The following is a 12842-nucleotide window of genomic DNA, read 5'->3' as shown; positions in this document are numbered from 1 at the left end:
GAGGACGAGGCACGCCAGGGGCTGAGGCCGCCGGGGGACGTACATGGGCCGTGGGCAGCGGCCGGTGGTGCGAGTGTCCGTGGATCCAGGCGTCCCGGCACGCCGGCAAGGGAAGTCCCGGTTCGTGCCGCTGCGATTCGACGCGCTCGCGCCTGGGCCCGCGTACGGGGGCGAGACTCGGGGTCCTTACCTCGGCCGCTGGGTTCGCGATCCTCGCACAACACAGCACGGCTGCGTATCGGCGTCGTGGTGCCGCGACACCATGGAACATCGGAGGCGTCGGGGCCTTCCACCGCCTGACGCGGCTGGCTTCGGAAAGATCGAGAGGAACCTCCGGCACAGGTCAGGGGGCTGTTCCCAGGCGAAGCCGCTGGTGGCGGCAGACGAGTCGGGCTGTACGCCGGGTTCTGTGCCCCGGTCCCTCGCGGGAGCCGGGGTGACGGCCATCCATCTAGGGCCGGTGTTGCCACCGGCCTCGTGCGGTCTACCCGGGGGCTCGGGCGGGCAGCCCTCGAACGTCCCCGCAGAGCGCTTTTCACGGCGCTCCTCTTGACCTTGCTCCGGGTGGGGTTTACCTAGCTGCCCAGGTCACCCTGGGCACTGGTGGTCTCTTACACCACCGTTTCACCCTTACCGAGGACCGAGGTCCCCGGCGGTTTGCTTTCTGTGGCACTGTCCCGCGAGTCGCCTCGGGTGGCCGTTAGCCACCACCCTGCCCTGTGGAGCCCGGACGTTCCTCGGGAAGCCCCCCTAGGGGGACTCCACGCGGCCGTCCGCCCGGCTCGTCTGCCGTGTCGACCATGCTACCGGGCGTGCCGCCCCCTTCGGTGCCGAGGCCATCGTGGCGAGCACGGAGCCCGTCAGGATCAGCGCGAAGGACACGGCGATCGTCGCGGTGAAGCCCTCCCCCAGGAACAGCGCGCCCGCCGCCACCGCCACCGCCGGGTTGACGTAGGTGATGACCGTGGACCGGGTCGGGCCCACCTCCTTGATCAGCTCCAGGAAGGCGACGAAGGCCACGGCCGTGCACAGGACGCCGAGGGCCAGGAGGGAGAGGAGCACGTTCGTCGAGGGCATCGAGGACGGCCGGGTGACCACCGCTGCGGGGGCGTAGACCAGGGTCGCCAGGGTCAGGCAGGGGGCGATCAGCTGGAGCGTGGGGACGTCCTTGAGGCGGCGGGCCGCTATCAGGGGGGCCGTGGCGTAGCCGATCACCGTGAGCAGGACCTCGCCCAGCGAGCGGGCGTCGCCGCCGGTCAGGTGGGGGACGGTCAGGACGCCCACTCCCGCCAGGCCGATCAGCAGGCCCGCGATCCGGCGGGCGCCCAGGTGCTCGCGCTCGCCGCCGAAGTACCTCGCCGCCACCACGCCCACGATCGGGACGCCCGCGATCAGCAGGCCCGCCGTCGAGCTGGACAGGTGCCGTTCCGCGTCGGTCAGGGTGAACCACGGGCCCATGATCTCTATGCACGCGAAGGCCAGCATCGGGCGCCAGTGGGCGCGGAGCATGGTCAGCAGGTTGCCCTGGCGCACCGCCAGGGGGAGCAGGATGGCCGCGCCCACGGCGCAGCGGGCGAAGACCACCGTCGACGGGGACACCTCGTCCACCGCCACCTTGATCATCAGATAGGGGATGCCCCAGATCACTCCCATCAGGGAGAAGAGGAGCCAGCCGCGTGCAGTCATGCACGAAGCGTCGCGGTCAGGACCGTGCCGCGTCTTGAACGCTGTTGCGGTAGGCGGCCGGGGTCACGCCCAGGACCCGGCGGAACCAGCGGGTGAGATGGGCCTGGTCGGCGAAGCCCACCAGCAGGGCCGCGTCCGCCGGCCGCACCCCCGCCTCCAGCAGCGCGCGGGCGCGTTCCACGCGGTACTGGGCCAGCCAGGCGTACGGCGGGACGCCCATCGTCGTGCGGAAGGCGCGCAGCAGCTGGTAGCGGGAGAGGCCGAAGTCGGCCGCCAGGTCGGCGAGGGAGGGCGGGGCCGCCAGTTCGTCGGCCAGCCGGTCGCGGACCAGCAGGGAGATGCCCTGGGCGCCGCGGACGCGGGCCTCGGCCGGCCTCGCCGTGGAGTGCCGCTGGGCCAGGGCCGTGAGCAGCCACGGGAGCCGGGACTCTGCTTCCAGGGGGTCGGGGCGCAGGGACAGGTCGGCCTGGGCCCGGCGGAAGGCCGCGGCCAGCTCCGGGTCGCTGATGACGGGGTCGCGGAAGTGGGGGGTGCCGTGGGTGAGCGTGCCGTCGGACAGGAGCGACGGGGTCGCGTACAGCGCGCGGTACGCGTAGCCGTCGGTCTGTGTGGCCGGGCCGCCCGTGTGCATCTCGCCCGGCGCCAGGACGACGATCGAACCCGGGCCGGTGTGGATGCGACCGCCCCGGTAGCCGATGATCTCGGAGCCGCCGACGCAGACGCCGATGGTGAACTCCGCGTGCGCGTGCGGGGCGTAGGTGTGCCGTTCGAAGTCGGCCGTCAGCATGTCCAGGGGCGGGCCGCAGCGGCCCAGCCTCGCCCTCGTCCACCGTGCGTGTTCGGCCACCGCACACCCCCTTCGTCCCCACCCTGCAACGCCCCCGGGCCGCGTTTCCATGCCCGTCCCGCGCGAGGACCACCCCCATCGGAATGCGAGAAGGTCCGCCGCCATCGGAATCGGAGGGAGGCAGAAGGAAGAAGCGGAGGGGAGGAGAGGGGCGGGAGCGGAGGAGAGGGGCGGGAGCGGAGGAGAGGGGCGGGAGCCGGGGAGGAACGGAAGGAAGGGGCGGAGGTGGGACTGGGGGCGGGAACCGGGGAGGAACCGGAGAAGGGAAGCAGAGGCGGGGCCGGGGCAGGAGCCGGGGAGGCACCGGAGGAGGGAGGGAAGCGGAGGTGGAGGTGGGGTGGGAGAGGGGGCGGTGGGGGGTTGGTGGTTGGTCTTGGTCGGCTGGGCGAGGCGGGGCGGGGCGGTTCAGGCTGGGGTGAACTCTGCCTTCGCCGTGCCGGGGGCCGCTCGGGTGAGCCGTACTCGTAGGGGCTCGCCCAGCGGGAGGGCCGTGGCGGACTCGATGCGGCCGATGACTGCGGGGTCCCGCAACTGCACCCGTCCCACGGTCGGCCGGTGCTCCTCGACCTCCACCACGTATCCGTCGAAGACCTCCCCGATCCGGTCCTGGAGCAGCGCCGCCTCGACGATGTCGACGCACTCCCGCTCGACCGTGCCCGCGCGCCGCGCGCCCTCGGCCATCTGCTTGGGGAGGGTGTCCAGCGCCATGAGCGCCCAGTCCGGCGGGGCCTCCCCCGCGGCCGCGGCCAGGCACAGCTCCGAGGCGTAGCGGTCGGCGAGGCGGCGCAGCGGCGCGGTGCAGTGGGCGTACGGCGCGGCGACGGCCGCGTGCGTGGTGACCGCGGGCAGCGCGCCCTCCCGGAAGACCGTGTACCCGGCGCCGCGCAGCAGGGTCGTGCACTCCTGGAGGAAGGCCGCGTGGCGGGGGCGCTGCGGGTCGAGGGAGCGGATCAGCGCGGAGTACGGGACGTGGTGCGGCCAGTCGATGTGCAGGGCGGCCGCGGTACGGCGCAGGCGGGCGACGGCGCCGTCGGGGGCGGTGGGCAGGGTGCGGAGCACGCCGGTGCCGTGGGCCAGCATCAGATCGGCCGCGGTCATGCCGGTGAGCAGGGAGATCTGGGCGTTCCAGGCCTCGGCGGGCAGCGGGGCGCGGTAGCTGAGCCGGTAGGTGTGGTCGTGCTCGACGACCTCCTGCTCCGGCACGTTCAGGGAGATGCCGCCGCGTTCCGCCTCCAGGCGTTCGCGGGCCAGGCCGACCTCCCTGAGCAGCGCGAGGGGCTCCTCTGCCGTCCCGTCGTCGATCCGGCGCTGTACGCCCGCGTAGTCCAGCCTGGCCCGGCTGCGGACCAGGGCCCGGCGGACGTCGGCGGTCAGGGTCCGGCCGTCCCCGTCCAGGTCGATGGTCCACAGGACGGCGGGGCAGGTCTGGTCCGGCAGCAGGCTGGCGGCGCCCTCGCTCAGCACGGCGGGGTGCAGCGGGACCTTCTCGTCCGGGAAGTACAGCGTGTTGACGCGGTGGTGCGCCTCGGAGTCCAGGGCGCCGCCGGGTACGACGAAGGCGGCCACGTCGGCGATGGCGTACCGGACGCGGTAGCCGGTGCCGTGCCGGGAGAGGTGCATCGCCTGGTCGAGGTCGTTCGCGGTGGGCGGGTCGACGGTGAGGAAGGGGATGTCCGTCGCGTCGTGGCCCGGCACCGCCGGGTACCGGGCGGCGCTCTCGGCCTCGGCGAGGACCTCGGTCAGGAAGCCCTCCTGGACGCCGAGGTCGGCCCGGAGCGCGGCGAGCGCGGCACGGAGGGGAGCCTCGGGGGCGCCCTTCACGCGGATGTGGCGGCGGGGCATACGACGAGCGTAGTCACATCGCGCCGGTCCGGCGCTCTACGCTGGCGCGCAGTGCCCCTGACGGACGCCGACGACCGGCGTCCGCCCCGACGCCGCCGACCGGTGCCGGGGCGGGGCCGAGGAAGAGGAGTACGTGTGCTGGTCCTGCTGCCGCCCTCGGAAGGCAAGGCGTCCTCGGGCCGCGGTGCCCCGCTGAAGCCGGAGTCGCTGTCCCTGCCCGGGCTGGCCGGGGCCCGCGAGGCCGTGCTCGCCGAACTGGTCGAGCTGTGCGCCGGCGACGAGGAGAAGGCCCGCGAGGTGCTCGGGCTGAGCGAGGGGCTGCGCGGCGAGGTCGCGAAGAACGCGGAGCTGCGGACGGCGGGCGCGCGCCCGGCCGGGGAGATCTACACCGGGGTGCTGTACGACGCCCTGGACCTGGCCTCGCTGGACGCGGCGGCGAAGCGGCGGGCGGCGCGGTCGCTGCTGGTGTTCTCGGGGCTGTGGGGCGCGGTCCGGGTGACGGACCGCATCCCGTCGTACCGCTGCTCGATGGGGGTGAGGCTGCCGGGGCTGGGCGCGCTCGGGGCGCACTGGCGGCGGCCGATGGCCGAGGTGCTGCCGGAGGCGGCCGGGTCCGGGCTGGTGCTGGACCTGAGGTCGGCGGCGTACGCGGCCGCGTGGAAGCCGAAGGGCGAGGTGGCCTCGCGGACGGCGACGGTGCGGGTGCTGCACGCGCCGACGCGCAAGGTGGTGAGCCACTTCAACAAGGCGACCAAGGGGCGGATCGTGCGGAGCCTGCTGACCGCCGGGGCCGTGCCGGGCGGGCCGGCGGAGCTGGTGGAGGCGCTGCGGGAGCTGGGGTACGAGGTGGAGGTGGCCGCGCCGGGGAAGGCGGGGCAGGGGTGGTCGCTGGACGTGCTGGTGACCGAGGTCCACTGACACCGCTGACACGGCTGCACCACTGACACCACCCTGGCGTTGCAGGGTGCGCAACGCTGATTGCACACCCTGTGGCGGCTCGTCAGGATGGGCGCCATGCCCACCTCCGTGCTGGATATCGCGCCCGTCGTCCCCGTCGTCGTGATCGAGGACGCCGCCGACGCGGTACCGCTGGCCCGCGCGCTGGTGGCCGGCGGGCTGCCCGCCATCGAGGTGACGCTGCGGACGCCGGCCGCGCTCGACGCGGTCCGGGCGATCGCCGGCACGGTGCCGGGGGCGGTGGTCGGCGCGGGGACGGTCCTCACCCCGGAGCAGGTCGCGCGGTGCGTGGCGGCCGGGGCGCGGTTCCTGGTCAGCCCCGGGTGGACGGACGGGCTGCTGGGGGCCATGACCACGGCCGGGGTGCCGTACCTGCCGGGGGTGTCCACGACCTCGGAGGTGGTGGCGCTGCTGGAGCGCGGGGTGCGGGAGATGAAGTTCTTCCCGGCCCGGGCCGCGGGCGGCACGGCCTATCTGCGGTCGCTGGCCGGACCGCTCCCGCAGGCCCGCTTCCGCCCGACGGGCGGGATCGGCCCGGAGAACGCGCCGGAGTACCCCGCCCTCCCCAACGTCGGCTGCGTCGGCGGCACCTGGATGGTCCCGGCAGACGCCGTGGCGGCGCGGGACCGGGACCGGGTGGAGTCGCTGGCCCGGGTGGCGGCGGGGCTCAGGGGCGCAGGTGGGACGTGTCGTTGAAGAGCCGTACGCTCGCGTTGCCGTCGGCGTAGTACGCCACGGCCGACAGGGAGGCCGCCGACAGTTCCATGCGGAACAGGGACTCCGGCGGGGCGCCGAGGGCGAGCCGTACGAAGGTCTTGATCGGGGTGACGTGCGTGACGAGGAGGACCGTGCGGCCCGCGTAGGCCGCGACGAGCCTGTCGCGGGTGGCCGCGATCCGGGTGGCCGTCTCGGCGAAGCTCTCGCCGCCGCCGGTGGGGTGGGCCTCCGGGTCGGCGAGCCAGGCGTTCAGGTCGTCCGGGTGGCGGTCGCGGACCTCGGCGAAGGTGAGGCCCTCCCAGGCGCCGAAGTCCGTCTCCTTGAGGCCCTCCTCGATCGTCACGTCGAGGCCGAGGCGGTCGGCGACGGCGCCGGCGGTCTGCCGGGTGCGGGTGAGGGGGGAGGCGAGGATCGTCTCGACGGTGCCGCGGCGGGCGAGGGCCTCGGCGACGCGGCGCGCCTGTTCCAGGCCGGCGTCGGAGAGAGCGGGGTCGGTGCCGCCGCTGCCGGAGAAGCGCTTCTGGGGGGTGAGCGGGGTCTCGCCGTGCCGGAGGAGGACGAAGGTGGCGGGGGCGCCCATGTCGGGGGCCGCGCTCCAGCCGGGGCTCGCGACATTGCGGGCGGCGCGGGTGTCGGCGGCGGGTTCGGCGGTCGTCGTCGCAGTGCCGGTGCGCGTTGTCGTCGCGGTGCCGGTCCGTGCTGTCGTCGCGGTGCCGGTCCGTGCTGTCGTCGCGGTGCCGGTGCGCGTTGTCGTCGCGGTGCCGGTGCGCGTTGTCGTCGCGGTGCCGGTGCGCGTTGTCGTCGCGGTGCCGGTGCGCGTTGTCGTCGCGGTGCCGGTGCGTGGGGGCTGGTCGCGTCCGCGCGGCGGAGCCGCACATGTCTCGGCCCCGCGCCCCTTGAGGGGCGGGTGCCCGCCCCTGCCGTCCGCGGCCGGTTCCGTCGCGGGGAGGGGAGGTGACCACTGTTCGCCGCGGGTGCCCGCGTCCATCGCCTCGTTGGCCAGGCGGTCCGCGTGTTTGTTCTCGGCCCGGGGGATCCACTCGTAGGTGACCTGGTCCGCCGGGAACACCCGGCCCGCCTCCAGGGCGAGCGGCTTCATGTCGGGGTGCTTGATCTTCCAGCGGCCGGACATCTGCTCGACGACCAGCTTGGAGTCCATGCGGACGTGGACCGCGGCGGCCGGGTCGAGGGCGTGCGCCGCACGCAGGCCCGCCAGCAGGCCGCGGTACTCGGCGACGTTGTTGGTGACGACGCCGAGGTACTCGGCCGCCTCCGTCAGCGTCTCGCCGCTCGCCGCGTCGACCACCACCGCACCGTAGCCGGCGGGACCCGGGTTGCCCCGGGAGCCGCCGTCCGCCTCGACGATGAACTCCCTTGCCACGTGCGCCCCTTACGTGTTCCTACAGGCCCGACTCGGTGGTGCGTACGAGAATGCGACGGCAGTTCTCGCAGCGGACCACGGTGTCGGGCGCGGCCTTGCGGACCTCTGCCAGCTCGGTGATGGCGAGCTCCTGGCGGCAGCCCTGGCAGGTGCGGGCGTACAGCTTGGCCGCGCCGATGCCGCCCTGCTGCCCACGGAGCTTGTCGTAGAGGGCCAGCAGGTCCGCGGGGACCGAGGCGGCGACGACCTCGCGCTCCTTGGTGACCGTGGCCGCCTCGCCGTCGATCTCCTCGAAGGCGGTGGCGCGGCGGGCGGTGGCGTCGTCGATCTTGCCCTGGACGGCGCCGACCCGTTCGGTCAGTTCGGCGACCCGCTCCTGGACGGACTCGCGGCGCTCCATGACCTCCAGGACGACGTCCTCGAGGTCGCCCTGACGCTTGGCGAGGGAGACGATCTCCTTCTGGAGGTTCTCCAGGTCCTTCGGGGAGGTGACCTTGCCGGAGTCCAGGCGCTGCTGGTCGCGGGCGGCGCGCTGGCGCACCTGGTCCACGTCCTGCTCGGCCTTGGTCTGCTCGCGGGAGGTGTCGCTCTCCTCGGTCTGCGCGGCCACGAGCAGGTCGCGCAGCTGCGTGAGGTCCTTGGTCAGCGAGTCCAGCTCGGCGTGCTCGGGCAGTGACTTCCGCTTGTGCGCCAGCTGCTGGAGGCGTACGTCCAGCGACTGGACGTCGAGAAGTCGGATCTGGTCGGCGGGCGCTGCGTTCAGTTGGGGGCTCCAAGGGACGGTGAGTGGCTGGTCCAGGGGTCGGTGACCGTCCTGGAGACGTGCACGCGCAGGTCCCAGCCGTGGCGGTCGGAGATTTCGTCGAGCTGGGCCGCGGCCAGCTCGCACCAGGGCCATTCGGTGGCCCAGTGCGCCGCGTCGAGCAGCGCGAGGGGGCTTCGGGCGACCGCTTCGGAGGCCGGGTGGTGGCGCAGGTCGGCGGTGAGGAAGGCGTCGGCACCGGCGGCGCGCACGGCGTCGAAGAGGCTGTCGCCGCTGCCGCCGCTGACGGCGACGGTACGGACGACGGCCTCGGGGTCGCCGGCGACGCGGATGCCCTGCGCGGTGGCGGGCAGCCGGGCGGCGGCCAGGGCGGCGAGTTCGCGGACGGTGACCGGGTGGTCCAGTTCGCAGACGCGGCCGAGGCCCCGGCGGCCCTCCGGGTCGGTGGGGTCCGGGACGAGGGGGCCCACGACGCGCAGGTCGAGGGCTCCCGCGAGCGCGTCGGAGACGCCCGGGTCGGCGGAGTCGGCGTTGGTGTGGGCGACGTGCAGCGCGATGTCGTTCCTGATGAGGGTGTGCACGACCCGGCCCTTGAAGTGGGAGGCCGCGACCGTCGTCGTACCGCGCAGATAGAGCGGGTGGTGGGTGACGAGCAGGTCGGCGCCCAGTTTCACCGCCTCGTCGACGATCTCCTGGACCGGGTCGACGGCGAACAGGACCCGGCCGACCTCCTGGTCGGGATCGCCCGCGACCGTGCCGACCGCGTCCCAGGACTCGGCCCGCTCGGCGGGCCACAGGTTGTCCAGCGCGGCGATGACTTCTGACAGACGGGGCACGGGGAAAAGGCTACCTGCCTGTTCCGCGGGGCTGTACCTGCTCGCCCGCGGGAGACGGCGCTCAGCACATCCGTCCCGGTTTCCTCAGGTGAATCGCCGGGCGTGCATCCGTATGTGTGAAGCCATGGGTGGCCGGTCCCCCGCCTGTGCGTGCGAAAACTAGCTTCGTGGCCGGAGGTGACCGAACGATGACGGCCTGTGCGATCGAACCCTCGGTGACGGACGAGGAAGACAGCGCGCCGGGGGCGGGCTGCGCCATCACGTGCGCCATCACGGTGGACGGGGCGTACGCGGCCCGGCTGGCTCAGCAGGATGGTTCCTGCTTTCCGGAGCGGTGGACGCTGGACGGCCCGGAGCCCTACGCCGTGCCGCTCCCGGGAAACCAGCCGGAGGAGCCGGAGACGGAGGTGCAGCCGATGGGCGACGGGCGGGTGCTGATCCGCCGGCTGGCGGACGGGCGGCACCACTTCGCCCTGCTGTACCCGACCGGACCGGGCACGGGTGAGCTGCCGCTGGGCGCGGTGGAGTGCCCGGACGAGGGTGCCTCGCTGCGGCTGCTGCCGCCCGCGCCGGGGGGCCGGGAGGCGTACGCGCTCGCCGTGGGCCCGCGTTCCTCGGCGGTCTGGCTGGTGGCGGGCGGGGCCTTCGGGCCGGAGCAGCTCGCGGTGGTCCCGGGGCGGTGCTCGGGCGGGGTCTGGCTGGACCGGACCGGGCGGATGCTGGCGCTGGACCGGGAGCTGGGCGGGCGGACCAAGGCGGTCGTGGTCGATCTGGAGCGGGCCGGCGAGGTGTCGCCGCTGCTCCAGATCGCGGCGCACAGCGACGACCGGCTGCTGCTCGCCGATCCGGACAGCGGGCTGATCCTGGTCGGCTCGGACGCGCCCTGCCCGGGGCAGGAACGATTGGGCTGGGGCGTTCTCGGCAGCACGCTGCCGGTGCGCTTCCCGGAGAGCCTGCGGGTGCCGGAGGTCCCGGACTGCACGGTGACGCCGTTCGCGATCCAGCCGGGGCAGGTGCTGACGCCGGAGGGCTGCGGGGTCGCGCTGCGGATCGAGGGCGCGTCCGGCAGCTGGCTGGGCGCCTGGCGGCCCGGGCAGCGCGGGGTGCGCCATCTCCCGGCGCCGGAGGGGTGGTTGAGCGGCGCCGGGGTGTGGACGCAGGACGGGGTGCTGCGGCTGCCGTACGCCACGGGGGAGGTCCCGTGCGGGGTGGCGGCGGTGGTGGTGCCCTGGGGGGAGAAGGGGGGCGCGGGGGAGCACGGGGGTGCGGGGGATCCGGAGCGGGGCGGGACTGCTGCCGGGGTGTCGGGGGCGCCCGGGGAGCCGTCGGAACCGGATCCCCCGGAGCCCGCCGTGGCCCGGCCGGTGCCCCTTCAGCAGGCGCCGCTGGCCCGGCTCGTAACGAACGGGCGCGGGCTTGTAACGAAGTAGCCGCGGTCGGCGCGCCCGCCTGGATCCGCCCCGTGGTGGGTTGGCTAAACTCGCCGCGCTGTAAGAAAGATCATGTTGACGGGGTGAATTCTTCCGATGAGCGACGCCAGCACGTCCCAGCAGCCGTCCGCCGGCCTTCCGGAGCCTGACGGCCACGGCAGGCACCGTGGTCAGGTCTCGGGCCAGGAGAGCGAAACGGCCCCCAGCGGCCGGCACCGCAAGCAGGAGCCGGCCGAGTCGGCGGCCTGACGGTACGTACAGCGGCGGCTCCGCCCCCTCGGGGGGGCGGAGCCGCTGTCGTTCTCCCGGGGCCGGGCCCGCTGTCGTTCTCCCGGGACCGCGGCTACTGGCGCTTCAGTCCCAGTACCTCCGCCGCGGCGAACGTCTCCCCCTCCGGGCGGTCCGCGTAGTGCGGGGTGATCAGGGCGTCCAGTTCGTCGTAGTCGAAGGTGTCCTGCTTGCTGTCGAACTTCGCCTGGACGCGCGGTCGTTCGACGATCGCGACCATGCCGCCGTGGACGACGAGGAGCTGGCCGTTGATCCGTTCGGCGGCCGGTGAGGCCAGATAGCCGACGAGCGGGGCGACATGCTCGGGCGCCAGCGGGTCGAGGCCCTCGGCGGGCTGCGCGAACCCGGCGAAGACGTCCTCGGTCATCCGGGTGCGGGCGCGCGGGCAGATGACGTTGGCGGTGACCCCGTACTTGGCGAGCGCGAGGGCGGTGGAGGTGGTCAGCCCGACGATCCCGCCCTTGGCCGCGGCGTAGTTGGGCTGTCCGGCGGAGCCCGCGAGGAAGGCCTCGGAGGAGGTGTTGACGATCCGGCCGTAGACCTTCGCGCCGCCCGCCGCCTTGGACCGCTCCCGCCAGTGCGCGGCCGCGAAGCGGGTGGTGTTGAAGTGGCCCTTGAGGTGGACCCGGATCACCGAGTCCCACTCGTCCTCGGTCATCGAGAAGACCATGCGGTCGCGGAGGATGCCCGCGTTGTTGACGAGGATGTCCAGCTTGCCGAAATGGGTTGTCGCCAGCGCGACAAGGTCTCGCGCCTGCGAGAAGTCGGCGACGTCCCCGGTGTGGGCGACGGCCCGGCCGCCCTCGGCGCGGATCTCCTCGGCGACCTGTTCGGCGGGGCCGGTAGACGCCCCGCCCGATCCGTCCCGGCCCGGCTGCCCGAAGTCGTTGACGACGACGGCAGCGCCGAGCCGGGCCAGTTCGAGCGCCTCGCCGCGGCCGAGCCCGCGGCCGGCGCCGGTGACGATCGCGCTGAGCCCTTCCAGTGGCCTGTCCGGCATCCGGCGGCCCTCAGATCTCTATGCAGGTGCGCAGGGCGGTGCCCGTGCGCATCTGGTCCAGTGCCTCGTTGATCCCGGCGAGCGGTACCCGGTGGGTGATCAGTCCCTCCAGGTCGATGCGGCCCGCCCGCCACAGGGCGATGGTCCGCTCGTAGGAGCGCACCACGTCGCCGCCGCCGTACATGGACGGCAGGATGCGCTTCTCGTCGAAGAACAGCTCGAACATGTTGAGCTGGAGGAAGTCGTCCATGGCACCGGCGCCGACGACCACGAGGGTGCCGCCGCGCCGGGTGTTCTCGTACGCGGTGCGGGCGGTGGCGGACCTGCCGACGACCTCGAAGACGTAGTCGAAGCCCTCGCCTGCGGTGACCTCCTGCTTGGCGCCGGGCAGCTCGTCCGGTGCGACGGCCCTGGTGGCGCCGAACCCGAGCGCCGACTCGCGCCGGGAGGCGACCGGGTCGACGGCGACGATCTCGGCGGCGCCCTTGAGCCGCGCCCCCTGGATCGCCGAGATGCCGACGCCCCCGCACCCGATGACGGCGACCGACGAACCGGCCTCCACGTCGGCCGTGTTGAGGGCCGCGCCGAGTCCCGTCGTCACCCCGCAGCCGATCAGCGCGGCGATGTCGAAGGGCACGTCGTCGGGGATCGGGACCGCGCACCCGGCGTCGACCACGACCTCCTCGGCGAAGGTGCCGGTGCCCGCGAAGCCGAAGACGTCACCGGCGGGGCGCCGGAAGTTGGGGGTGCCGGCGTTCATGAAGCCGGCCAGGCACAGCTCGGTCTGGCCGCGCCGGCAGGCCGGACACGCCCCGCAGGCCGGGAGCCAGCAGACGACCACCCGGTCGCCGGGCTTCACCCGGGTGACGCCCTCCCCCACCTCCAGGACCTCGCCCGCGCCCTCGTGGCCCGGCACGAACGGCCCCGGCTGCGGCAGCACCCCGCTCATCGCCGACAGGTCCGAGTGGCACAGCCCCGTGGCGCGCACCCTGATCCGCACCCTGCCGGGCCCGAACCCCACCGCCTCGACGTCGTCGAGGACCTCCAGCTTCTCCTGGCCGATCTCGTGCAGTACGGCTGCGCGCATGGTGCGGC

At 74.1% G+C, this 12842-nt stretch carries 11 protein-coding genes, 1 other RNA gene and 1 pseudogene; 4 read left to right on the top strand and 9 right to left on the bottom strand.

Annotated elements, in window-relative coordinates; genetic code table 11:
- Positions 1-380 precede the first annotated feature (380 nt).
- The 4 genes and pseudogenes from rnpB to ACZ619_RS19075 all read right to left on the bottom strand — a co-directional run bounded on the left by rnpB (position 381) and on the right by ACZ619_RS19075 (position 4375).
- An RNA gene (gene rnpB, locus ACZ619_RS19090) (RNase P RNA component class A) lies at positions 381-785 on the bottom strand.
- A gap of 115 nt (positions 786-900) precedes the next feature.
- Positions 901-1623: pseudogene (locus tag ACZ619_RS19085) on the bottom strand (DMT family transporter); the annotation flags it as partial.
- Between the two features lie 79 nt (positions 1624-1702).
- Positions 1703-2473, bottom strand: a complete 771-nt coding sequence (locus ACZ619_RS19080) for a helix-turn-helix domain-containing protein (RefSeq protein WP_469600105.1) — start codon at positions 2471-2473, stop codon at positions 1703-1705.
- A gap of 465 nt (positions 2474-2938) precedes the next feature.
- The gene (locus ACZ619_RS19075) at positions 2939-4375 is read right to left on the bottom strand and encodes an RNB domain-containing ribonuclease (RefSeq protein WP_469600041.1); all 1437 of its coding nucleotides are present in this window, start codon (positions 4373-4375) and stop codon (positions 2939-2941) included.
- Positions 4376-4510: 135 nt separating this feature from the next.
- Between ACZ619_RS19075 and yaaA the strand changes: the two genes are divergently transcribed.
- Positions 4511-5293, top strand: coding sequence for a peroxide stress protein YaaA (gene yaaA / locus ACZ619_RS19070; RefSeq protein WP_469600039.1), 783 nt, complete (start codon positions 4511-4513; stop codon positions 5291-5293).
- Positions 5294-5380: 87 nt separating this feature from the next.
- A complete protein-coding gene (gene eda / locus ACZ619_RS19065) occupies positions 5381-6028 on the top strand; it encodes a bifunctional 4-hydroxy-2-oxoglutarate aldolase/2-dehydro-3-deoxy-phosphogluconate aldolase (RefSeq protein ID WP_469600104.1) in 648 nt (215 codons plus the stop codon).
- Here eda and ACZ619_RS19060 read toward each other — a convergent pair.
- From ACZ619_RS19060 to ACZ619_RS19050, 3 genes are read right to left on the bottom strand one after another with little or no spacing between them, the layout of a single operon-like run.
- Entirely contained in the window at positions 6000-7430 is a 1431-nt protein-coding gene (locus ACZ619_RS19060) for a bifunctional RNase H/acid phosphatase (protein ID WP_469600037.1), read from the bottom strand. The genes eda and ACZ619_RS19060 overlap by 29 nt on opposite strands.
- A gap of 19 nt (positions 7431-7449) precedes the next feature.
- A complete protein-coding gene (locus ACZ619_RS19055; RefSeq protein WP_469600102.1) occupies positions 7450-8193 on the bottom strand; it encodes a zinc ribbon domain-containing protein in 744 nt (247 codons plus the stop codon).
- Positions 8190-9029: a Nif3-like dinuclear metal center hexameric protein gene (locus ACZ619_RS19050; RefSeq protein WP_469600036.1), complete on the bottom strand. Its 840-nt coding sequence runs from the start codon at positions 9027-9029 to the stop codon at positions 8190-8192. The genes ACZ619_RS19055 and ACZ619_RS19050 overlap by 4 nt, the downstream gene beginning before the upstream one ends.
- A gap of 188 nt (positions 9030-9217) precedes the next feature.
- On the opposite strand from ACZ619_RS19050, the gene ACZ619_RS19045 reads away from it, so the two are divergent.
- Together ACZ619_RS19045 and ACZ619_RS19040 are read left to right on the top strand one after the other, a co-directional pair.
- Positions 9218-10459, top strand: a complete 1242-nt coding sequence (locus tag ACZ619_RS19045) for a hypothetical protein (RefSeq protein ID WP_469600034.1) — start codon at positions 9218-9220, stop codon at positions 10457-10459.
- A 96-nt stretch (positions 10460-10555) separates the two neighbouring features.
- On the top strand, positions 10556-10708 hold the full coding sequence (locus ACZ619_RS19040; protein WP_469600032.1) for a hypothetical protein: 153 nt from the start codon (positions 10556-10558) through the stop codon (positions 10706-10708).
- A 94-nt stretch (positions 10709-10802) separates the two neighbouring features.
- Here the strand turns inward: ACZ619_RS19040 and ACZ619_RS19035 are convergent, their stop codons facing one another.
- Positions 10803-11747 (bottom strand): 3-oxoacyl-ACP reductase, encoded by a 945-nt coding sequence (locus ACZ619_RS19035; RefSeq protein WP_469600030.1) that lies wholly within the window; start codon positions 11745-11747, stop codon positions 10803-10805.
- A gap of 10 nt (positions 11748-11757) precedes the next feature.
- On the bottom strand, positions 11758-12834 hold the full coding sequence (locus tag ACZ619_RS19030) for a Zn-dependent alcohol dehydrogenase (RefSeq protein ID WP_469600028.1): 1077 nt from the start codon (positions 12832-12834) through the stop codon (positions 11758-11760).
- Positions 12835-12842: the final 8 nt, after the last annotated feature.

This window comes from Streptomyces sp. NPDC104367, assembly GCF_055583825.1.
This window is presented reverse-complemented; position numbering and strand designations above follow the sequence as displayed.

What these genes read in the sequence shown, in the direction of transcription:
- ACZ619_RS19040 (WP_469600032.1), top strand. Translation starts at nt 10,556, where the DNA reads ATGAGCGACGCCAGCACGTCCCAGCAGCCGTCCGCCGGCCTTCCGGAG.
- ACZ619_RS19045 (WP_469600034.1), top strand. Translation starts at nt 9,218, where the DNA reads ATGACGGCCTGTGCGATCGAACCCTCGGTGACGGACGAGGAAGACAGC.
- ACZ619_RS19080 (WP_469600105.1), bottom strand. Translation starts at nt 2,473, where the DNA reads ATGCTGACGGCCGACTTCGAACGGCACACCTACGCCCCGCACGCGCAC.
- eda (WP_469600104.1), top strand. Translation starts at nt 5,381, where the DNA reads ATGGGCGCCATGCCCACCTCCGTGCTGGATATCGCGCCCGTCGTCCCC.
- ACZ619_RS19030 (WP_469600028.1), bottom strand. Translation starts at nt 12,834, where the DNA reads ATGCGCGCAGCCGTACTGCACGAGATCGGCCAGGAGAAGCTGGAGGTC.
- ACZ619_RS19035 (WP_469600030.1), bottom strand. Translation starts at nt 11,747, where the DNA reads ATGCCGGACAGGCCACTGGAAGGGCTCAGCGCGATCGTCACCGGCGCC.
- ACZ619_RS19075 (WP_469600041.1), bottom strand. Translation starts at nt 4,375, where the DNA reads ATGCCCCGCCGCCACATCCGCGTGAAGGGCGCCCCCGAGGCTCCCCTC.